Annotated in this window: 19 protein-coding genes, 2 pseudogenes and 1 riboswitch; of the genes and pseudogenes, 9 read left to right on the forward strand and 12 right to left on the reverse strand. The window is 59.1% G+C overall.

Annotation, left to right across the window (positions count from 1 at the left end; all coding sequences use genetic code 11):
- Window positions 1-34 precede the first annotated feature (34 nt).
- From G5229_RS06965 to G5229_RS06975, 3 genes and pseudogenes are all read left to right on the forward strand, one after another.
- Window positions 35-444: pseudogene (locus tag G5229_RS06965) on the forward strand (nitrous oxide-stimulated promoter family protein).
- Between the two features lie 112 nt (window positions 445-556).
- Entirely contained in the window at window positions 557-1033 is a 477-nt protein-coding gene (locus G5229_RS06970; RefSeq protein WP_421172700.1) for a GNAT family N-acetyltransferase, read from the forward strand.
- A gap of 119 nt (window positions 1034-1152) precedes the next feature.
- Window positions 1153-1620 carry a glycine zipper 2TM domain-containing protein gene (locus G5229_RS06975; protein WP_201952827.1) on the forward strand — a complete coding sequence of 156 codons (468 nt, stop codon included), beginning with the start codon at window positions 1153-1155 and terminating at the stop codon, window positions 1618-1620.
- An 82-nt stretch (window positions 1621-1702) separates the two neighbouring features.
- On the opposite strand, the gene amt is transcribed toward G5229_RS06975, so the two are convergent.
- Window positions 1703-3130, reverse strand: a complete 1428-nt coding sequence (gene amt / locus G5229_RS06980) for an ammonium transporter (protein ID WP_266134591.1) — start codon at window positions 3128-3130, stop codon at window positions 1703-1705.
- Between the two features lie 504 nt (window positions 3131-3634).
- Here amt and G5229_RS06985 point away from each other — a divergent pair.
- The gene (locus G5229_RS06985) at window positions 3635-4558 is read left to right on the forward strand and encodes a GGDEF domain-containing protein (RefSeq protein WP_216952787.1); all 924 of its coding nucleotides are present in this window, start codon (window positions 3635-3637) and stop codon (window positions 4556-4558) included.
- A gap of 90 nt (window positions 4559-4648) precedes the next feature.
- Here G5229_RS06985 and G5229_RS06990 read toward each other — a convergent pair whose 3' ends face one another.
- Window positions 4649-5272 (reverse strand): outer membrane beta-barrel protein, encoded by a 624-nt coding sequence (locus tag G5229_RS06990; protein WP_421208938.1) that lies wholly within the window; start codon window positions 5270-5272, stop codon window positions 4649-4651.
- A 250-nt stretch (window positions 5273-5522) separates the two neighbouring features.
- Between G5229_RS06990 and G5229_RS06995 the strand changes: the two genes are divergently transcribed.
- Window positions 5523-6161, forward strand: a complete 639-nt coding sequence (locus tag G5229_RS06995; RefSeq protein WP_201298789.1) for an exopolysaccharide biosynthesis protein — start codon at window positions 5523-5525, stop codon at window positions 6159-6161.
- A 66-nt stretch (window positions 6162-6227) separates the two neighbouring features.
- Here G5229_RS06995 and G5229_RS07000 read toward each other — a convergent pair whose 3' ends face one another.
- Both G5229_RS07000 and G5229_RS07005 read right to left on the reverse strand, forming a co-directional pair.
- Entirely contained in the window at window positions 6228-7502 is a 1275-nt protein-coding gene (locus G5229_RS07000; RefSeq protein ID WP_421208858.1) for an amino acid permease, read from the reverse strand.
- Window positions 7503-7973: 471 nt separating this feature from the next.
- Window positions 7974-8864, reverse strand: coding sequence for a sensor domain-containing diguanylate cyclase (locus G5229_RS07005; protein WP_159158084.1), 891 nt, complete (start codon window positions 8862-8864; stop codon window positions 7974-7976).
- A 350-nt stretch (window positions 8865-9214) separates the two neighbouring features.
- Here G5229_RS07005 and G5229_RS07010 point away from each other — a divergent pair, with 350 nt between their 5' ends.
- Window positions 9215-9532, forward strand: coding sequence for a DUF6968 family protein (locus G5229_RS07010; protein WP_058056329.1), 318 nt, complete (start codon window positions 9215-9217; stop codon window positions 9530-9532).
- A gap of 23 nt (window positions 9533-9555) precedes the next feature.
- Window positions 9556-10191 carry a Vat family streptogramin A O-acetyltransferase gene (locus G5229_RS07015; protein WP_106844169.1) on the forward strand — a complete coding sequence of 212 codons (636 nt, stop codon included), beginning with the start codon at window positions 9556-9558 and terminating at the stop codon, window positions 10189-10191.
- A gap of 89 nt (window positions 10192-10280) precedes the next feature.
- On the opposite strand, the gene G5229_RS07020 is transcribed toward G5229_RS07015, so the two are convergent.
- Window positions 10281-10862, reverse strand: a complete 582-nt coding sequence (locus G5229_RS07020; protein WP_106844168.1) for a penicillin-binding protein activator LpoB — start codon at window positions 10860-10862, stop codon at window positions 10281-10283.
- Window positions 10863-11149: 287 nt separating this feature from the next.
- On the opposite strand from G5229_RS07020, the gene G5229_RS07025 reads away from it, so the two are divergent.
- Complete coding sequence (locus G5229_RS07025; RefSeq protein ID WP_058056327.1) at window positions 11150-11578, forward strand: GNAT family N-acetyltransferase; 429 nt, start codon at window positions 11150-11152, stop codon at window positions 11576-11578.
- Window positions 11578-12035 (forward strand): annotated as a pseudogene (locus G5229_RS07030) (GNAT family N-acetyltransferase); the annotation flags it as partial. The gene G5229_RS07025 and the pseudogene G5229_RS07030, both read left to right, overlap by 1 nt.
- A 148-nt stretch (window positions 12036-12183) precedes the next feature.
- Here G5229_RS07030 and G5229_RS07035 read toward each other — a convergent pair.
- From G5229_RS07035 to thiC, 7 genes are all read right to left on the reverse strand, one after another.
- On the reverse strand, window positions 12184-14070 hold the full coding sequence (locus tag G5229_RS07035; protein ID WP_254203112.1) for an ATP-dependent nuclease: 1887 nt from the start codon (window positions 14068-14070) through the stop codon (window positions 12184-12186).
- A gap of 335 nt (window positions 14071-14405) precedes the next feature.
- On the reverse strand, window positions 14406-15611 hold the full coding sequence (gene thiH / locus G5229_RS07040) for a 2-iminoacetate synthase ThiH (RefSeq protein WP_421208939.1): 1206 nt from the start codon (window positions 15609-15611) through the stop codon (window positions 14406-14408).
- A gap of 20 nt (window positions 15612-15631) precedes the next feature.
- On the reverse strand, window positions 15632-16399 hold the full coding sequence (locus G5229_RS07045) for a thiazole synthase (RefSeq protein WP_005357775.1): 768 nt from the start codon (window positions 16397-16399) through the stop codon (window positions 15632-15634).
- 85 nt (window positions 16400-16484) lie between these two features.
- On the reverse strand, window positions 16485-16691 hold the full coding sequence (gene thiS, locus G5229_RS07050) for a sulfur carrier protein ThiS (protein WP_128815977.1): 207 nt from the start codon (window positions 16689-16691) through the stop codon (window positions 16485-16487).
- Window positions 16688-17482 carry a HesA/MoeB/ThiF family protein gene (locus G5229_RS07055; RefSeq protein ID WP_421208859.1) on the reverse strand — a complete coding sequence of 265 codons (795 nt, stop codon included), beginning with the start codon at window positions 17480-17482 and terminating at the stop codon, window positions 16688-16690. Before G5229_RS07055 ends, thiS begins: the two co-directional genes overlap by 4 nt.
- Window positions 17472-19079 (reverse strand): thiamine phosphate synthase, encoded by a 1608-nt coding sequence (gene thiE / locus G5229_RS07060; protein ID WP_421208860.1) that lies wholly within the window; start codon window positions 19077-19079, stop codon window positions 17472-17474. The genes G5229_RS07055 and thiE overlap by 11 nt, the downstream gene beginning before the upstream one ends.
- Window positions 19076-21067, reverse strand: coding sequence for a phosphomethylpyrimidine synthase ThiC (gene thiC / locus G5229_RS07065; protein ID WP_421205548.1), 1992 nt, complete (start codon window positions 21065-21067; stop codon window positions 19076-19078). The genes thiE and thiC overlap by 4 nt, the downstream gene beginning before the upstream one ends.
- A gap of 279 nt (window positions 21068-21346) precedes the next feature.
- Window positions 21347-21459, reverse strand: a riboswitch (TPP riboswitch).
- Between the last annotated feature and the right edge of the window lie 246 nt (window positions 21460-21705).

Genomic DNA, 21705 nt, shown 5'->3' on the forward strand with positions numbered 1-21705 from the left:
CACCCAAAGCGAGCAGGTCAGGAGAATGGCGGCCATGAAAAGTCATCATGCCAGCCCAGCCCAGCCCAGGGCTCACACGCCGCAGCCAGCAAAAAGGCGAGTGACCATCCCAGACTCATGCGCGAGCAGCAGACGGTCAGCGCCATGATCCGCCTCTACTGCCAGCACCATCATCAGGATCCCCATTGCCGCCACTGTCGCCAGTTGCGGGATTTCGCCCATCAGCGCCTGCGTCGCTGCCGTTATGGCCACGGCCACAAACCCACCTGCGCCAACTGCAATATCCACTGCTACGCACCGGCGATGCGCAAACAGATCCAGCAGGTGATGAAGTGGAGCGGCCCGCGCATGTTGCTGCGCCACCCCTGGCTCACCCTCCGCCATCTGCTCGACGGCTTGCGCAAGGCTCCCAAACTGCCCCAGAGCCGCCCCCTGCCGCCATAACCGCCAATCCCTTGCATCCGGCAGGGGATGACCACTACCCTATGACTCCTTTTCTGCCGTTGACCCCAAGGTCAGCGGCGTTGCCGATCCGTTTGCTGCCAATGGAGTCCTGATGCACCACAACCCGCCCCTGCTACGCACCGCTACCCACAATGACATGCACGCCATCTGGCAGATCGATGCCAAAGTCTTTGGTGAAGATGTCTATCCCGCCTTCTTCTTCCGTCAGGCGATGGATTTATGGCCCGAGTTATTGCTGGTGGCCGAATACGAGGGGCAGCTGGTGGGTTATGTGCTGGGGGGATTCGGTCAGGAGCTGTCGCAAGGCTGGGTACTCTCGCTGGCGGTGCTGCCCGAGGCTCGCGGTTTTGGTCTGGCCGAGCGAATGATGCGCCAAATGGAGGCCAACCAGCAGGCGCTGCAGATCAGCGAACTGCGGCTCACGGTCGATCCGGCCAATCCGGCCCAGCGCCTCTACTACCGTCTTGGCTATCAACTGGTTGAAGAGGTCGCCGACTACTTCGGCCCCGGCGAGGATCGGCTTGTGCTGGTTAAAACCCTCTCCGGTACAGCTGCGATTCAAGGATAAAACCGGTTACAGAACGCATAATTGGTTACATTTTGCCGATTTCATGTCCCGCTTGCTTGGAGTAAAGTTCAATTCATCAAACTGATTGTTTGAATTCTATTCAGCCTTGGAGGCCCATCATGTTGAAACGTATGACCCTTATTGCCCTGCTGGCCGCCACTACCGTCACCGGTTGCGCCAACAGCGATGTCTACTCTGGCGATGTCTACACCAAAGACCGTGCCAAACAGGTACAAACCGTAAGCTATGGCACCATCATCTCCACCCGCCCGGTGAAGATCCAGGCTGATGAAAACTCCCTGCTCGGCACTATTGGCGGCGCCGTGGTCGGCGGCCTGCTAGGCAGCACCATAGGCGGCGGCACCGGCCGTGATATCGCCACAGCAGGTGGTGCCATTGCAGGCGCGGCAGCCGGCAAGGCCGCTGGCGACAAACTCAACCAGGTCGACGGGGTCGAGCTGGAGATCAAGAAAGAGAACGGCGAAGCCATCGTGGTGGTACAAAAAGCCAGCCCCACCTTCGTGCCGGGCGCGCGGGTACGCATGACCCAGGGCAATGGCAGCATCAACGTGGCCGTCGTGAATTAAGCGTGTGAACTCAGGCTTTGCAGCTTTAGAGTCATAAAAAAACCGCCGGTTCCGGCGGTTTTTTGTTGTCTGGCATTCGGGATTACATGCTGTAAGCCTTCTCGCCGTGGGAGGTGACATCCAGCCCTTCCCGCTCGGCATCGCCGTTCACCCGCAGACCCACCAGCATGTCGACCGCCTTGAAGGCAATCGCCGCCACGGCACCGGACCAGAACAGGGTGACACCGACCCCGATGGCCTGGATCTTCACCTGAGTCAGAATGGAGTAGCCATCGGCAACCTGATTGGTGACATAGTCCCACACCCCGGTGCCGCCCAGATCCGGGCTGGCAAAGACGCCGGTCAGCAGGGCGCCGAGAATGCCGCACACCCCGTGCAGACCGAAGACATCCAGGCTGTCATCGGCCCCCAGCAGACGCTTGAGACCGTGGACGCCCCACAGACCGGCCACACCACTGACAAGACCCATCACCAGCGCGCCACCGACACCGACAAACCCGGCCGCCGGGGTGATCATCACCAGACCGGACACCGCTCCGGACGCCGCACCCAGCAGGGAGGGACGCCCCTTCATCACCCACTCGGCCAACGTCCATGACAGAGCTGCCGCAGCCGGTGCCACCCAGGTGTTGATAAAGGCGAGCGCAGCCACCCCGTTGGCTTCCAGCGCGGAGCCCGCGTTGAAACCGAACCAGCCGAACCAGAGCAGGGAGGCGCCGATCATGGTCATGGTCAGGCTGTGGGGGGTCATGGGATCACGACCGTAGCCCAGACGCTTGCCCACCAGATAGGCCCCCACCAGACCCGCCACGGCGGCGTTGATGTGCACCACGGTGCCGCCAGCAAAGTCCAGCGCACCATGCTGGAACAGATACCCGGCAGTTGCGGTCGCGGTTGCTGCGGCTTCGGCGCTGGTATAGGCATCCGGACCCGCCCAATACCACACCATATGAGCCAGCGGGATATAGGCGAAGGTGAACCAGATCACCGAGAAGAGCAGCACGGCGGCAAACTTGATGCGCTCGGCAAACGCCCCCACGATAAGGCCGCAGGTGATGGCGGCAAAGGCCCCCTGGAACACCACATAGATCAGCTCGCTGATCCCGACACCCTTGCTGAAGGTGGCGGCGATGGAGTCAGGGGTCACCCCCTTGAGCAGCACCTTGCTGAAGGAGCCGTAGAAATTGCCCCCCTCGGTAAAGGCCAGTGAATAACCGTAAATTACCCAGAGCACGCAGATAAGGCAGAACAGGGTAAAGACCTGCATCAGCACGCTCAGCATATTCTTGGCCCGCACCAGACCACCGTAGAAGAGGGCCAGACCGGGGATAGACATCAGGATCACCAGGGCCGCCGAGAGCAGCATCCAGGTGTTGTCACCCTTGTTGATTGTCATGGCGGCAACCGGTGCCACCGCCGCCTGTACCTGAGCGACCTCTTCGGCCCAACTTGGGGTAACCAGCAAGGCAGGCAACATCGTCAGACCCGCCATCATCCATTTTTTGACCATAGAGCACTCTCCTTCCCTGTCGTACCGGTACAAGACCGGCTCCGTTTCCCTGATTGAATCTGTGGCGAACCGCAAGGTGTTGCTGCAACCCGCCAGAATCACACCCGCGCCCGGCACGGGGATGCCTCTTGCCACTTCCTCATCACTGCGTCTGCCGCCGATGAGCGCAAGAGACCGTCTGACATGTAAAAAGCATAAAGTGGGCCATAATTTTAAATCCTTAAAAATCATTAAATTAACTATCTCAGCCATCGCTAACGCACCAAAATGGCGCACGCTCTGCGCTAACCGGTACTGAACCGCCCTGTCACAGGGCAGGGCATGGCCGGCGCACCACAAATGCGCAAATCCTGAACCAGCCCACAAGCTGAAGCCCTCGATATCGCGCGCTGTGGGCCAACTCGTTTACACTGGCAGACCAGCCGTTTCTGTTATCCGACTACGGCATACCATTACGCAGCGCCTTGTTTGCAACCTGATGGCGGGCCCAATCCGAGGAACACCATGCAGTTTGATCGTCTCGATATCAGCCTCTCCCACTACCATCAGCTCGATCGGGAGCATCGTTCCCACATCTTGTTGCTGGGGGGATTGATGCTGGCCATCATGACCCTTCATCTGTTGCTGCTGCCCCACTTCCCCTACGAGCGCTTTTACGCCGTCAGCTTTGGCTTCGAGGTGATCAACTGGCTCACCATGCTGTTCCTGTTCTGGGTGGTGCAGTGCGCCCACCTGCCCACCCACACCTACCGCATGCTCTCCTGCGGTCTGATGCTGTGGATCATGGGGGCCACCGCCGACATCATGGATGAGCTGGTGGCGCAGCCGCTCTGGCTCGCCATCTATGCCGAGGATCTGCTGCGCTCCAGCGGCATCCTGCTCAGCAGCATCGGCATCCTGAGCACCATGCACCACCTCTTTCATATCAATACCCGGCTCAGAGAGCAGGCGCTGTTTGACGATCTGACCAAGCTGCCAAACCGGCGCTACTTTCATCAGCAGCTGTTTCTGGAGCAGGGGATTTGCCACGCCCTCATCCTGCTGGATCTGGATCACTTCAAGCTGATCAATGACAACTACGGCCACGATATCGGGGATCGGGTGTTGCAGCAGTTTGGCGAGCTGTTGCAACAGCACTGCCCGCCCGGTGCGCTGGCGGCCCGTGTCGGGGGTGAAGAGTTTGCCCTGCTGCTGCCCGTCGCCCACGAAGCCGAGCTACAGCAACTGGCCAACACCCTGCTCACTGCGACCCGCACCATAGCCCCCGACCCGACCCATACCATGACGGTCAGTCTGGGAGTGGGGATCCGCGAGCCCAAGGAACCGGCAGTCTCGCTGTTCAAACGGGTGGATCAGGCGCTTTATGGCGCCAAGGAGGCGGGCAGAAACTGCGCGGTATGGGCGACACCGACTAACAAGGAGGCATGAAGATCTGCAGGTTGATTGCCGATCACGGCGGAACATTGCTGCTGAAGCAGGGGCCCAATGGCCCCTGTTTTATGGGAGAAATCCCCTCGCCTAAAAGCGGAAGGTAAGACCGATATTAGCCTGCCACTGGGTTACCAGCTCCCCGCGCACCTTGAACACGCACTGCTCCGGGTTGCAGAGAAACTGATTGTTGTCGTTGACCAGCGAACCATAACCGCGCACCTCGGCCCGCAGCGCCAGATGCTCGGCGAGGCGCGGTTGCACCCCGAGCGCCAGCGACATGGAAGGGGTCACCTCGCTGTCGTAGGCGGCAAATCGGGTCACCCCGATCCCGGCGCCGATGTAGGGCGCCATCAGGTTGTCAGAGAGGGTCAGCGCACCGGCAAAGTGCAGGATGTCCACCGTCAGGCGGTCTGGCTGATCGGGAGAAAGGGTGGTGGACTGATGGTTGTAGAGCAGCTCAATCATGCCCGGATCATCCACCTCCTTGCTGATAAAGAGACCCCAGCTGCCGGAACTCTGCCCCTGCAGTGAATCAAGCGATGCAGAAAGCGGCACCGGCTGCACCACCTCGTCACCCTTCTCGAAGTCGATGGCTGAGCTGTAGCCGAAAAACGGCGTCACCTGCCAACCAGATGTGGTCGCAGCCTCGCTACTCCAGGCCTGCCCCAGTGGCAGCCACAGCCCCATCATCGCTATCCCGGCTCTCTTCATCATCGTCCCCTGCTCCCTGTGTGATTGTGCAGAAAGCATACCAGAGGCATCCTGCGCCCATCCTAAATGGCGGCTGTACCGGATCACTTTCATCGCGGGATTTCCTTCTCGCCTGACCCTCTGCCGCACCACCCCACTGGCGCCGTTATGCGCCCCGCCACCATTCATCGACGGTTAACCTCTGCCACGTATGCTGGCGCCAAATCGGGTCATCGGAGCCCGTTATCACCACTCAGAAGGACATCAGGGAATGGTTGCCGCGCAACTCAACGACCCCAAAACAACCCTCGCGGATACCCTGCGGGCCACCGCGCATGCCATCGACGAGAGCCATATCAGCCTGCGCCAGATGCTGGAGCTGGTGGGCGAGCAGGGCATGCTGCTGTTTTGCGTGCTGCTCACCGTCCCCTTCCTGCTACCGGTCTCCATTCCCGGGGTCAGCACCCCGTTTGGTCTGCTGATCCTCTTTATCGGCATCGGCATCACCCTCAACCGGGTGCCCTGGCTGCCCGCCATCCTGATGGAACGCCGCTTCGCCGCCGACCAGCTCAAGCCGACCCTGCACAAGGGGGCAGATCTGCTGGCCCGTGTCGATCGCGTTATCCGCCCGCGCCTGCTGGTGCTGACCGGCAGCAGCACGGTCAACCGCTGCAACGGTCTGCTGATCATGCTGGCCGCCCTGCTGCTGATGCTACCCCTGGGCGCCATCCCCTTCACCAATGCCATGCCCGCCTGGGCCATCCTGTTGCTCTGCACCGGCATGTTGCAGCGGGACGGTCTGTTCGTTGCCAGCGGCTATCTGCTGGTAAGTGCGACCCTGGTCTGGTTCAGCGTGCTGGCCATCGGCTTGCTGATGGCGGGCCAGAGCGCCACCGGCCTGCTCGGCTAACCCCGATGCACAGAAAAAGGGCGACCAGATGGTCGCCCTTTTGGATTTGTGCGGGATACTGCCCGGTCAAAGCAGATCGTAGATAAGGGCCGAGATGGCAAGCAGCCCCATCACCAACACAAAAAGGGTACTCGGCCCGCGATAACGCTTGAGTGCGGGTAAGCGATAGATGGAGCAGGCCGGCAGCAGAAACAGGATCACCGCGATCAGCGGGCCACTGACGCGCTCGATGATGTCGAGCACATTGGGGTTCAGATAGGTGATGAGGGCGGTCACCATAAACAGGATCACCGACGACACCCGGGCGATGGTCGACTCCTTGAGAGAGAGCCCCAGCCCCTGACAGGCACCGCTCACCATGCTCACCGTCCCCTCGCTAACCCCCATGGAGGTGCCGAGGAAGGATTTGGACATGGCCAGAATGGCGATAAGCGGCCCCACATAGGCGATCAGCGGATTGGAAAACTTGTTCGCCAGCGCCGACAGCACGGAGATATTGTCGGTGCGGGCCAGCGCCATCTCGGCCTGACTCAGGCTCATCACGCAGCTCACCACGAAGAAGAGCACGCTGCCGCAAATCAGCATGCTGCTGCACTTGATGATCCGCTTGGCACGCAGGTCGGCACTCTCCTGACAGCGCTTTTTCTGCGCCGCGCTGAAGGAGGAGATAATGGGCGCATGGCTGAAAGAGAACACCATCACCGGCACGATCAGCCAGAGGGATTTCCAGAACGCCGGGTCACGCCACTCCACTGCCTGACTCTCTGTGAAATAGGAGAGGCTCCACTGGGGCAGCAGATAGATGGAGAGGCCAATCAGAAAGGCGACCATCGGCAGAGCCAGCACGCTGATGGCCGACACCACGATCTGTTTGCCGGCCAGCAGGATCAGATGCAGACCCAGCATCACCCCCAGCACCAGCAAGCCGCGGGGAAGCGCGGCATCCCCCAGCTGATGTACCACGAAGCTCTGGATCGCATTGGTGATGGAGATGCTGTAAACCAGAATGATGGGGTAGAAGGCCATCAGATAGACCAGCATCAGCAGCTTGCCCGCCCTGGCACCGAAGTGCTCCTCCACCACATGGGTGATATCCCCCTCCTTATGGGAACTGGAGAGCACAAAGCGGCTCAATGCCCGGTGGGAATAATAAGAAAGCGGAAAAGCCAGCAATAATATAAACAGCAAAATAACCGGGGAATTACTGCCGACAGTAATAGGGAGAAATAACGTACCGGCACCAACAGCAGTGGCATATAAGCCCATGGTCCATACCGAATCGCTTTTCTCCCATTTCAATTTTGAAACAGGGTGACTCTTTTCAGCAATAGAAACACTCATTGCAATATATACCTTATTAGTCTGTCATCATTATTTTTATTGGCCCGAATAACAGGCTGGCGATATGTCATGGCAGATCGCCCTGTTCGTGAAAGAACAACGCCGCCAGTAGCCAACAGGGCCACCGGAGGGAAACGGAGCTGCCACGCTACCATCGTTGAAATCGCCAACCTGGTCAAGGTTAATAATTCATGACCGTTTGAATCGGATTGTTTCAAAAGACAATGAAATGTGTCACATTCGTCATCCAGAACCAGATCCAAACCCTTTTGATAACATACCGATAAAACCTCATCCTGTTGCCCAACAACACAAATAAGACCAGCGATCAGGCCGATAATATTAACACCTTAAGCTGTGGAATATCAGTGAAATAATACGGCCAACTTTTCGACTAATTGACAGTGATGTCAGCCAATTTATTTATGGCAAAAGGAAAGGTGATGTCTGCCAATAACAGGACCAATCAGCTCAGCGTGCCGGGCAGTGTGCCACCCGGTTGCGCCCTGCCCGCTTGGCCTGATAGAGCCACTCGTCGGCCCGGGCCAGCGCCTGATTGATCTCCTCCTCCGGCTGCACCAGGGTTGTGCCCAGACTGACCGTGATGGCGACCGGATCGGCAGGCAATGCTTCGACAGCAGCACGGATCTGCTCCGCCATCTGCAGCAAACCGGCCTCATCGATCCGTGGCAACAGGATAAGAAACTCCTCGCCGCCGCTGCGCACAAAGAGATCGTCCGCCCGCAACAGGGCATCGATGCAGCCACTGAATCGCTGCAAGGCCCGATCTCCCTGCTGATGGCCGTAGTGATCGTTGATCTGCTTGAAGTGATCGATGTCGAGCATGATAAGGCCACAGGGCGCCTCCCCTGTCCGCAGCGGCTGGCAGTGCTCGAAGAAGAAGCGGCGGTTGTAGAGACCGGTCAGCTGATCGGTCTCGCTCTGGCGCTGCAGTCGCTGCTGCAACTCGTACTGGCGGGTAATATTGCGAGTCACCCAGGCCACCGCCCGCTTGCCGTCATAGAGGGAGGGCAGCGGGGCAATCTTGCCCTCGAAGCGTTGTACCCCCTGCGGCCCGACGGCGGCATTGATCCCCCCCACCTCGGCTGCTGATAGCTCATACTCCACCACCCGCACCTGACCGCTCGCCAGTGACTCGGCAACCTGTGCCTTGACCCACATGGCCATCTCGGGTGGCAGCACATCGGCCAGTTGCTTGCCCGCCAGCGGATTGCCATCGTGATAGGATTGCTGCTCCATGCCGCCGATATATTCCACGTAATAACCATCTTCACTGAGGATGAAGATGGGATCTGGCAGTTGAGCCATCACTTCATAAAGCTGGGTTACCGAAAGCGCCACGGAGACTCCTGTACGTTAGGGTCAAACAGGGGGGAGATATTCTGCCTTAAAAGGACTCACTCGCCCTCATCGGCAACGGAGAAAAATCTGCCGTCATAGCCAACAATCCTTTACATCTAGCAGCATGCAGACGTCTCGGCCAGCAAGGATTGCCTGCGCCCACCGCCGCTCTGACTTGCGACCGTTCGCAGTGGCGGATGGCCCCTCCCTCGCTCAATGATATCTCATTGTTTCAACTCACAAGTTCATTTACGCTGGCCGTCACGAGTCCAGTTTTCACCTCATCAGCCATCAGGAACGCCAGCCCCCCCGCAACCGCAGGGGCTGTACCACGGAAAAGGAATCGCCAGATGAAAAACGCCATCGTTACCGCCCGCTTCGACGCTATCAGTACCGAAGGGGAACAGCTCACCCTCAAGATCGCCATCAAGGCCCCCGAGCCGGATCCCAAGTCCGCCAGCGGTGACTGGCGCTGCAAGGTGAAGCTGGCGGGGCTGAGCGACAAAACCTTTATCTACGGCATCGACAGCCTGCAGGCCCTGAGCCTCGCCATCAAGTTTGTCGAGACCGAACTGCGCGCCTTCTCCGATGCGGGCTGGCAATTCTATCTGCCAGGCTGCCCCGATCACCCCATCGACATGAGCGCCTGCTACTTCCCGGCGCTCTAGCCCGGCCAACCCAAGGAGCCCGGATGCACGGACCCGATCCCGCCAATCCCCACCCCATGAATGGCTTCCCCCAGGTGTGTTTTATCAAGAACACCATCAAGGGGCCCAATATCGAGGTGGGTGACTACACCTATTACGACGACCCGGAGGATTCGGCGGGCTTCGAGCGCAACGTTCTCTACCACTTTCCCTTCATCGGCGACAAGCTCATCATCGGCAAGTTCTGCGCCATCGCCCGCGGGGTGAAGTTCATCATGAACGGCGCCAACCACCAGACCTCCGGCTTCTCCACCTACCCCTTCTTTATCTTCGGCAACGGCTGGGAGCATGCCGCCCCCGCCCCGGGCAGCCTCCCCTACAAGGGGGATACCGTCATCGGCAACGATGTCTGGATTGGCTATGACGCCCTGATCATGCCGGGAGTAAAAGTCGGCAACGGCGCCATTATCGCCGCCCGCTCCGTGGTCACCGGTGACGTGCCCGCCTACGCCGTGGTCGGCGGCAATCCCGCCAGGATGATCCGCTACCGCTTCGACGACGACACCATAGCCCGTCTCAACGCCATCGCCTGGTGGGACTGGCCGGTGGAGCAGATCAGCCGTAACCTGCCGCTTATCAGCGGCGGCGAGATAGCCGCGCTGGAAGCGGCAATCCGCTAGAGACAAGCCCCATCAGGCATAGGGCCAGAAATGAGAAGAGGGTTGAGCGCACAGGCACTCAACCCTCTTTTTGATTGGTCGCAGACCGCTCAGTGGCTGGCGGAGCGACTACCGCTCCAGATCAGCTCGCCGCTGCGCAGCTCCATCAGGGTCATCGACAACCGATAACGGCTCCCCTCTGTCACCAGATCCCCGTAGAGCATGTAGCCGGCGCCGGTCTGACGGCCAAGCCGCACAAGGGAGGCCGGGTTCATCCTGCCCTGCTGATACTCAAGCTGGCCGGTGATGGCTGCCACCTGCCCTTGGTCGACAAAGTGAAAACCGCTCTTGCTCTGGATGAGCTTGCTCATGGCCGCCGCCATGGCGCGGGTGTCCACCGGCTCGCCGGTGCCGTTCTGGGGCGGGGTGAGCAGCAGCACCGGCTGACCGGTTTGCGCCAGTTCCCGCACCTCGGGGGCCTGCACAAAGAGATCGGCCATGGCCTGCGCCAGTCCTGTCGGCGCCACCGGCTTGGGCTGAACGTCCCCGCTATCCGGTTTGGTCACCGGCTTGTCCGGCTGGCTCACTGGCTGATCGGGTTCACTGACAGGAGCCTGAGTACCACCGTAGGGATTGACCGCACAACCGCCCAGCAGCAGGGCCCCCACCATCAACAAGGAACGCAGCTTCATCTTTTCTCTCCGCCAGAAGTCCGTAAACGGGCATCAACACATGCCCGCATGGCGGAGCCCCTGCCCCGCATCCTCCTTATGCTAGGGACAAACCCCGGCGGGGTCGATACGCCCACCACCACAGGGCGACAGAGACTGGCGAACCTGGGCCCACGAAAAAGCTGGCACGGCTCCACCCGATTCCGTTAGGGTAGTGTCGGTAAAACATCAACAGTAACGCAGCGGTAAGCCCGGCGCACAACACGCCGCAACCCGACAGAGATCATCACACTCAAGCAGGAAGCACTATGCAACTCACCCCACCCCAACCGCCTCAGGACGATGATGTTGAAGCGCTGCGCATTGGCCTGACGGGCTACAACGTAAGCCAGGCAGGCCCTCAACTGTACGAACTTCGGCGCGAGCGGATCGCCAGCTTTATCAAGGATAAAGAGGGCAAGGTACACGGCGGCATCATCGCCGACATCAAGTGGGGCTGGCTGCACGTCGACTGGCTCTGGATCGATGAAAGCATCCGTCGCGACGGCTGGGGCGGCCGCCTGCTCGGCGCCATGGAGCAGTACGCCCAAAGCAAGGGCATCAGCAACTACCATCTGGAAACCACCAGTTTTCAGGCCCTCCCCTTCTACCAGAAGCAGGGTTACGAAGTCTTTGGCCAGCTGCCCGATATGCCGCCGGGTCATATCAGTTACTTTCTGAAAAAGCAGGACAAGTGATGGCACTCCCGCGCCTTGCCAATGCCAATATCGTGATCCGCCCGTTCGAACCGGCCGATGCCGACGAGTTTGTCCGCGCAGCCCATGAATCCATCGAAACGGTCGGCAAATGGATAAGCTGGTGCTCCCCTTCATTTACCCGGGAGAGCGCGCTGGCGTGGTTTGCCAGCTGCGAGCAGGATTGTGCGGCGGGACGCGCCTTTGATATGGGCATTTTCTGCGCCACCACCGGCCAGCTGTTGGGTGGCGCAGGTATCAACCAGCGGTCGCCCTGCTCCGTGACTTTGGCTTTCAGCAGTTGGGACTATTTCGACTGGAGATCGTGATGGGGGTTGGCAACAACGCCAGCGAAGCGGTTGCCATCGCTGCAGGGGCCGCCTTTGAATGCCGGGCAAGGAACCGTATCTTTCTTCATGGCCAGCCTCTTGATGCTCATATCTATGCTCTTATTCCAGCTGACTTCTGTAGTAAGGAAGATTATATAGCGTTATCCGAGGTGAACGGTGATAGGCAATCACACCCTCCGTCACCTCTTATATCCGGTAATCCTCTACGTTACGGACGAAATAATAAATATTCTGTCATCTAGCTAGATGATTCATCCGCTATGCTTTCGTGAGGATAAGAGGCGGCTCTGAGTTCTCAGCGGTTGTTCTTTCTAATGAAATAGGTGAAAGCTTTAGCTTCTTAACAATTATTTCAATCACCGGTTCGAAAGCCGCAACAATACCTTTTGAAAGTAATTCATCATCACTCATGTTCTTAATGTATTGACTTACATGTCGCTTACCTTGATGTGTGAAAGCATAATCAACGATAAATCTCTGGTAACCTGACAAATCAGCCTTATATGTAATTGGGCTTATGCCACTATTAAATAGCTCTTTGCGCTTACCATCAGTAAACTTTTGCTCTTCATCAAGAATTTCTTCAAGCCAAGATTGTTCTAATGCATAACTCCAAATACACTCTGGATAGAGGTGTTCCAATTCCACTCTCCACACATAACCTTTAGCCTTAAGTTGCTTAGGAGCTTCATGTGGAGGATAGGTTGCAGCACTAACGGGTGATTGTTGTCCCTTAAAAAATTCTGTTAATTGAGTTTTTGCATCTTTACCAGCTGCATCATCATCCAGAAGGAGAAGCCCTAAAATTTTTGCTTTCTCATGTTTCTGAAGCAAATAAAATGCCTTAGCTCTATCACTAGCAGCATTCGCACTATTATAAGCATTATCTGGAACATCAATAAAAACTTCATCTGCCCTGTTTAAATACTGCAGAACCCTATTAATTACAACACGATCACTAACACCCTCAAGAAATAATCTTGGCTTGGAAGATACTGCCAACTGAGATGACAAAGTACCTAATGTGCTCTTATATTCATCTTCTCTCTCTTGCCATACTTTCCGATGCTCTTCAATTAACGGTGTTACAAGATTTAGAAATCCTGTATTACCGTGAAGATCATACTCACTACATGATTGTAGCTTAGTATCATGTCCCTTTTTATCAACATAATAGCTAATACTCTTTAGGCCCGATGGCAATGAAGAATTAAACGAAAGTGAGTATATAGCAGGTGAGTGTGTTGTTATAAATATCTGCGTATGCTTCTTCGCCGCCTCAACTAACTGGTTATTAAGTTCAAAGCACGTTGAGAATTCAACATTATTTTCAGGTTCTTCAAATCCCCAGATCTGAGGCCGGATAGTTATTTTTGCGCCAATGCTTTGCTGTTTCAGAGCAATAAATGAAAGCATCATGGGGATATGCCTGATTTTTATCCCATCACCTCTGCGGCTTAAAGGTATATTGTCGGCTTTAAACTCAAGGGCGCCAAAGATATTTCTTAAATTTTGAGGGAGTTTAATTTCATTATTGCTACTAGCGAAGACAGTATCAATCTCCCCCATCAACTCACTGATATGCTCATTGATCTCTTGCTCAAAACTATTCGCTGAAGCGTGCAATCCTTGTTCAGATGAAATAGCTAGCACATCGTATAACTTACCTTGCAGGTCTCGAAAAAAATTAGCATCCTTAATTGCTGGTATATATATGTAGTTAATACTTTTCAACAGGCTAGGTATTTTACTCCTTTTAGGAAAATTCTTTTTGTTTACTACGACGCCACTTTTAATTTCACAGTGCTGTTGCACTTCAGCGTGAAAACCATCCGCACGCCATGTTTTACTCCAATATACGGTGTCAGGTTGCTCTGGCTTGCGATAACTTCGCGGAAGTTTAAGAACTAACTCGACTTTAATTTCCTTCGCTTTCCTTTGCTGCACAATAGCATTAATATTAAAATCAGATTGAAAATTATAGTCAGCATCGGCATCAGTCTTACCATTAAAAAATAAATTCAATGCTCTAAGAAGATTTGATTTTCCTGCGTCATTTTTACCCACCAGAGTGGTAATTTCTTCCGTTGATATTGTCTCTTTACGTATAGAGCGAAAGTTAGTTATGGTAATCTGTCTGATCATGATATATGCCAAAATTGCCAACTTATGAGTATTGTATGGCATATTTATGATAAGTCTAGATATTCTACTGATGGTTAATAGCTTTCACGTTCCTCATTTCTCATTGCACCTCGTTTATTGCATGAAGAAACCAATTTATCTGATTAGAACAGCTGGCAACTCATAAACAACAGCAGCAAGCATCTCGTATGTTGTTGGGCTTCGCTACGCTCAGCGCCAACCTACCACAGATGTAGGTTGCGGCTGAGCTTGCGAAGCCCAACGTTTACCGCGAATAGCTATTGAGTTTCGGCATCACACTCCCCGATCTGCGTATGGCAAAGTGAAATCACCCTCTATCTCCCCAAAAACGGTTCCCAGTCCTTAAACACCGGCTGCAACCCCGCCTGCCGCACAGCGGCGGCGACTTCACCGACCGGGCGATCGTCGTGGATGGCGAACTGCTCCAGCTCCTCTTTATCCCCCTCGGCATAGCCACCCGGTTGGGTGCGCGACTCGGCCGACATCTGGGTGATGCCAAGGCGCACCGCGCCGTTGCGAAACGCCGGCGATTCCCGGGTCGAGAGGGACAAGTCCAGCGTGGGCGAGAAGAGGCGCCAGGCGCAGATAAGCTGGGCCAGCTGGCGATCCGACATGACCACGGCAGGCTCCAGCCCACCGGTGCAGGGGCGCAGGCGCGGGAAGGAGAGGGAATAGCGGCTCTGCCAGTGGTGACGCTCAAGCCAGCTCAGATGCTCGGCGACAAAGTAGCTGTCGGCGCGCCAGTCCGAGGAGAGACCGATCAGCGCCCCCAAGCCGATTTTGTCGATACCGGCGCGGCCCAGCCGATCCGGCGTGGCAAGGCGCCATGCGATATCCCGCTTGTTGCCGCGCAGGTGGTGGCGGGCGTAGGTGGGGGCGTGGTAGGTCTCCTGATAGACCATAACGGCGTCGAGGCCGAGGCTCTTCAGTTCGGCATATTCGGCCTGCGAGAGGGGCTGCACCTCCATCCCTACCGTGCTGAAGTGGCGGCGGATGATGGGCATCACCTCGCGAAAATAGGCGAGCCCCACCTTGTGCTCGTGCTCGCCGGTCACCAGCAGCACGCTGTCAAAGCCGCGCGCCTTGATGGCCAGACATTCGCGCTCTATTTCCTCTGCATTCAAGGTCTTGCGCTTGAGGCGGTTGCTCATGGAGAAGCCGCAGTAGGTGCAGTCGTTGGCGCAGAGGTTCGACAGATAGAGCGGCACATAGAAGCCGATGGTGTTGCCAAAGCGCTGGCGGGTCAGCCGCTCGGCCTCGGCTGCCATCTGCGGCAGATACGCCTCGGCGGCAGGGGAGATCAACGCCATAAAATCGGCCAGGGTACGGCGGGGGGCACTCAGGGCGCGAGCCACATCGGCGGCAGTTTTGGCGCGGATCTGCATGCCGATATCGTCCCAATCAAGTTCGTACCAGCGGTCGAGAAAGGAAGGCTCCTTAGCCCTCACCCCCAGCCCCTCTCCCAGAGGGAGAGGGGGGCAAACCTCTGGCTGCCCTTGGGGCAAGGGGGAGATGTTCATGGTCGCCCCTGTTTCATGACTCATAACGCCCCCAGAAAATCGGTCAGCGGGCTGGAGGCTTGGGCCTGCAGGGCGCGCGCACCGAGACCGGCTTCATAGGCGCTGCGACCTGCGGTGCAGGCCAGTGCAAAGGCGCGGCCCATGGCGACCGGGTCGCCGCTCACCGCGATGGCGGTGTTGACCAGCACGGCATCGGCGCCCAGCTCAAAGGCGGCGGCGGCGTGGCTCGGCGCACCGATCCCCGCATCCACCACCACAGGCACATTGGCCTGCTCGACGATGATGGAGAGAAACTCCCGGGTCACCAGCCCCTGATTGGAACCGATGGGCGCACCCAGCGGCATCACGGCGGCACAGCCCACCTCTTCCAGCCGCTTGCAGAGTACAGGGTCGGCGCCACAGTAGGGCAGCACCACAAAGCCCTCTTTCACCAGCTGCTCGGCGGCTTTCAGCGTCTCGATGGGATCGGGCAGCAGATAGCGCGGATCGGGGTGGATCTCCAGCTTCAGCCAGTTCGTCCCCAGCGCCTCCCGGGCGAGATGGGCGGCAAATACCGCCTCGGCGGCGGTCTTGGCGCCGGAGGTGTTGGGCAGCAGCTTGACCCCGAGTTGCAGCAAGGGGCTCAGGATATCGTCGTGGGCCTTTCCCGGTTCGAGCCGCTTGATGGCCATGGTGACCAGTTGGGAGCCACTCGCCTCGATGGCGGCGGCCATCAGATCCGGGCGGGCAAACTTGCCGGTGCCGGTAAAGAGGCGCGATGAGAAGGTGTGATCGGCAATTGTCAGCATGTCAGCCTCCGGCCACTGCGATAAGAAGAGATGAGGTTCCACCGCAAGGCAGAGCACTCGAAGATGGGATCGCAAGCATCATGGGTCAGCCTCCCGCTATGGCGGTGAAGAGGTGAAGTTCATCCCCGTCATTGAGACGGGTCTCGGCCCAGCGGCCACGGGGCAGCACGGCGCCGTTGAGGGCCACCGCTACTCCTTGGGGACTGACCCCCTGCGCGGCCAGCAGGTCGGCCACGCTCTGCCCTGCCGCCAGCTGCTGGGCTTTATCGTTGAGTCGGATGGTCAAGGTCATGGGGTGATCTCCTTATCGTGTGTCGCGCATTGGCGCTGCCCGCAGACCGGGCAATCGGGATCGGGGGCCAGCGTGAGGGTCTGCCACTGATGGGTCAACGCATCGAAACGGCGCAATGTACCAGCGACCGGGCTTGCCATCCCGAGCAGCAGTTTCAGCGCCTCCAGCGCCTGCAAAGAGCCCATCACCCCGACCAACGGGCCGGTGACGCCGCTGGTCTCGCAGCTCTGGGAGAGCTTGGTATCCAGCGGGTAGAGGCAGGCGTAGCAGGCATGATCCGTACCTGTTCGCACCATCAACTGCCCCTGCCAACCCACCGCCGCGGCGGAGATCCAGGGCTTGCCCTGCTCCACGCAGGCGGCGTTGATGGCCTGGCGGGTGGCGAGGTTGTCGCAGCAGTCGATCACCAGATCTACCTCGGCCACAAACTCCGGCAGGCTGGCGGCATCGAGCCGCTGGTTGATGGCAATCAGCTCCACCAGCGGGTTGTGGGCAACCAACCGCTCGCGGGCCAGCTCCGCCTTGGAGTGGTTCACCGCCTCGCTATCGAACAGGATCTGGCGCGGCAGATTGCTGGAATCGACCGTATCGCCATCGGCCAGCCACAAGGTGCCCACCCCGGCCCCGGCCAGATAGAGGGCGAGCGGCGAGCCGAGCCCGCCCAAGCCGACGAGCAGCACGGACTTATCTTTCAGCCGCGCCTGCCCCGCCTCCCCCACTTCCGCCAGCATCAGCTGGCGGCCATATCTCAGATACTCTTTGTCACTAAGAGAAGCGGCATCAGAGCGCATGTTCTGCCTCCCGTATAACGGTGGCCGAGCGTGGCTCATCCCCCGCTCCCACGGCCGCGAGCAGCCGCTCGGTCGCCCCCTGCCAGTCGTCGCTGGCCGTGATGGCCGAGACCAGCGCAATACTTCCGACCCCGCTTGCCTTGACCGCCGCCACCCGATCCTCGCTGATGCCGCCGATGGCCACCGTCGGCCACTCCGCCATCAGGGCGCGGTAGCGATGCAGCCGCACCAGCCCCTGCGGGCGCGAAGGCATCGCCTTGGTGTTGGTCGGGAAGATATGACCCAACGCCATATAGGAGGGGGCCAGCTCGCGCGCCCGCATCAGCTCGAAGTAGCCGTGGGTGGAGATGCCAAGGCGCAGCCCGGCCGCCTGAATGGCGGCGAGATCCGCCGTCTCCATATCCTCCTGCCCCAGATGCACGCCCCAGGCGCCCGCCTCGATGGCCTGTTGCCAGTAGTCGTTGATAAAGAGCCGCGCCCCATGGCGGCGACCAAGCGCCACAGCATCGCGAATGGCCGGTGCCACCTCTGCGGCAGGCAGATTCTTGATCCGCAGCTGGATGGTCTTGACCCCTGACCCCAGCAGGCGGCGCAGCCACTTGACCGAATCCACCACCGGATAGAGGCCGAGGTTGTGTTCGGTCGGCGCGAAGGGGCCATCCGGCAGGCGGGCGCTACTTGTCTCATAAAGTCCGAAGCGGCGATCGAGCATTGAGCCCGCCAACACGGCGCGGGGGAAGTGGGCAAGACTGCTCGGCCAACCGAGATGGGCGATGGGGCCGGGGCCTGCGCCCACTCCCTGCGCTGCAGCCAAGCCCTGTTGCAGGTAGGCACGCGCCAGGGTGATGGCGTCCTCCACCGGATAATCCTGCGCCACCACGGCGGCTATGGCGCTGGCGTAGCAGCAGCCGGTGCCGTGGCCGTGGCGGGTATTCAGGCGCGGTGCGGCGAGCCAGAATTCGCGGGTCTCATCCTGGTAGTAGTCGAGGCAGAGATCGCCGCTCCACTCCAGATGACCCCCCTTGACCAGCACGGCACGGGCGCCCAGTTCGCGCAGACGGCGGGCGGCGAGGCGCACCAGCTCGGGGCTGCTGACCGGCAAGCCGGTCAGGGCTTCCAGCTCGGGGCCGTTGGGGGTGATGAGTGACAGACGTGGCAGCAGCTGTTCGCGCACCGCCTCCAGCATATTGGGCTCCGCCATCGGGGTGCCGGTGCTGGCGATGGCCACCGGATCGTAGACCACGAAGGGGGCCTCGATGGCAGCCAGTCGGCGGGCCAGCACCTCGACGTGAAGCCGGGTTGGCAGCAGGCCGATCTTGATGGCGGCAGGCGGCAGATCGACGCCGAGTGCGTCGATCTGGGCGGTGAAGGTCTGCATCAGTACGGGGTCGACCATCTTCACCGCCACCGAGTTCTGGGCGGTGATGGCGGAGATGACCGAGCAGCCGTGCACGCCGAGGTCGTGCAATGTGTGCAAGTCGGCCTGAATGCCGGCACCGCCGCCGGAGTCGGAACCGGCGATGGTCCAGACAACTGGGCGGGAGTCCGTCACAGGCGGCAGATCGGCGGGGCTGACAGCCCCGCTTGCGCTGCTCACGCCTCCTCCCCTGCGGCCTGTTTCAGTGCCGCCGCCTGATGGTAGATCTCGCCGCCAGTCTCCTTGAAGGTCTCGGCCATGCGGGCCATGCCGCTCTCCACCTGAGCCACTACCTGCTCCTGCTGGCCATCCATGCCGACCAGCTTGATCTCCACAGCCTCCAGCTTTGCTGCGTAGTCACGCACATCCTGAGTGATCTTCATGGAGCAGAACTTGGGCCCGCACATGGAGCAGAAGTGGGCCACCTTGCCGGACTCCTGCGGCAGGGTCTCGTCGTGGTAGGCACGGGCGGTGTCGGGATCCAGCGCCAAGTTGAACTGATCCTCCCAGCGGAACTCGAAACGCGCCTTGGACATGGCGTTGTCGCGGATCTGGGCACCCGGATGCCCCTTGGCCAGATCGGCGGCGTGGGCGGCGATCTTGTAGGTAATCAGCCCCTGCTTCACATCCTCCTTGTTGGGCAGCCCCAGATGCTCCTTGGGGGTGACGTAGCAGAGCATGGCGCAGCCGTACCAGCCGATCAGCGCGGCGCCAATGCCGGAGGTGAAGTGATCGTAACCCGGTGCGATATCGGTGGTGAGCGGGCCGAGCGTATAGAAAGGCGCCTCGTGGCAGTGCTCCAGTTGCTCGGTCATGTTGCGCTCGATCATGTGCATCGGCACATGACCCGGCCCCTCGATCATCACTTGCACGTCGTATTCCCACGCGATCTTGGTCAGCTCGCCCAGAGTGCGCAGCTCGGCGAACTGGGCCTCATCGTTGGCGTCATAGACGGAGCCCGGGCGCAGACCGTCACCAAGGGACAGGGCCACGTCATAGGCGGCGCAGATCTCGCAGATTTCGCGGAAGTGCTGGTAGAGGAAGTTCTCCTTGTGGTGGGAGAGGCACCACTTGGCCATGATGCTGCCGCCGCGCGACACGATACCGGTGAGGCGCTTGGCGGTCATCGGCACAAAGCGCAGCAAGACGCCGGCGTGGATGGTGAAGTAGTCCACCCCCTGCTCGGCCTGCTCCAGCAGGGTGTCGCGGAACAGCTCCCAGGTGAGCTCTTCGGCGATGCCGTTGGTCTTCTCCAGCGCCTGATAGATGGGCACGGTGCCGATGGGCACCGGGCTGTTGCGCAGGATCCACTCGCGGGTCTCGTGGATATAGCGACCGGTGGAGAGATCCATCACGGTGTCGGCGCCCCAGCGGGTGGACCAGACCAGCTTCTCTACCTCCTCTTCGATGCTGGAGGTGACCGCCGAGTTGCCGATGTTGGCGTTGATCTTCACCAGAAAATTGCGGCCGATGATCATCGGCTCCGCTTCCGGGTGGTTGATGTTGCTGGGGATGATGGCGCGGCCGGCGGCCACCTCATCGCGCACGAATTCAGGGGTGATGTTCTGGGGCAGACGGGCACCGAAATCGCGGCCCGGATGCTGGGTGCGCAGGAGCTCGGAGCGCACCCGCTCGCGCCCCATGTTCTCGCGAATGGCGATAAATTCCATCTCGGGGGTGACGATGCCGGCACGGGCGTAGTGGAGCTGGGTGACCCGGCGACCCAGCTTGGCACGGCGCGGTTTCGGCAGATGCTCGAAGCGCAGATGATCCAGCCCCTCGTCGGCCAGCCGCTCCTGAGTGAAGGTGGAGCTGAGCCCCGGCAGTTCGTCGGTGTCATCGCGCTCCAGCACCCAGTTTTCCCGCAGGCGCGGCAGGCCGCGGCGCACGTCGATGGCGACCCCCTCCTCCCCGTAACGGCCCGAGGTGTCATAGACCGGCACCGGCTCGTTGGGCTCGAACCGGGGGTCTTCTTTGGTGCCGCCGACGAAGGTGTCGGCCAGCTGGATCTCCCGCAGCGGGACACGAATATCGGGGCGGGAGCCTTCGATAAAAATGCGACGGGAGTTGGGATGAGCCATCCCTTTGAGGCTGTCGATAAAGGCCTGAGCGCTGGAGCGCTGCTCGCGGCGGCTGGATTTGGCGGTATCAGATACAGAAGTAGACATAGCAAAACTCACATTAACTGGTTGAAGTTATGGGTGTTTGCTTGTCTGGAGTTCGAGGAGAAGATGAACTTGCGGCGGGGTGTTTATCTCGGGAGGGAGTGCGCGCGGGATAGATCTCCGCGCTGCTGTTCTGCCGCTTCCCGCTCTCTGCACGCTGTGGGCAAGGCGCCCCACGTGCTGGACAACCGGACGGGACAGACTCCCTCCTGTGCGCCCTGACCCATCAGGGTTACCCCTTCGATGAGCGGAAGAGGCTTGTTCCTCCTCCGGCGCGGTAACCCGCAAGTTACCCTTGTTCCCTTCGCAGGTTTTAACCTGATCAGGTTCCACGGATCCCGAATTAACGGTCTCAGCTTCGCGTCGTTCGACGGTCAGCACTCCGACAAGATGGCGCCAGTATAAGGGGGAAAATTTAAAGCACAAGCCGTTAACAATCTGGCCAACACGCCTCTTTCGACAAATGAGTGAACGATGCCTCGCTCACGGGGCCACCCCAAACAGAGGTCAAACCTGCGTTGGCATCACCTTGGCAAGCCATAGCTTCCCGCTGTGATCATTCAGGTACAGGAGGACAAAAAGAGGGAAAATCGAGGGGCGCAGGGCAAGTACAGCGTCTTGCGCAGAACAGAAACAGGCCC

This window comes from Aeromonas sp. 602396 (assembly GCF_049173735.1).
Lineage (GTDB): Bacteria > Pseudomonadota > Gammaproteobacteria > Enterobacterales > Aeromonadaceae > Aeromonas > Aeromonas veronii_A.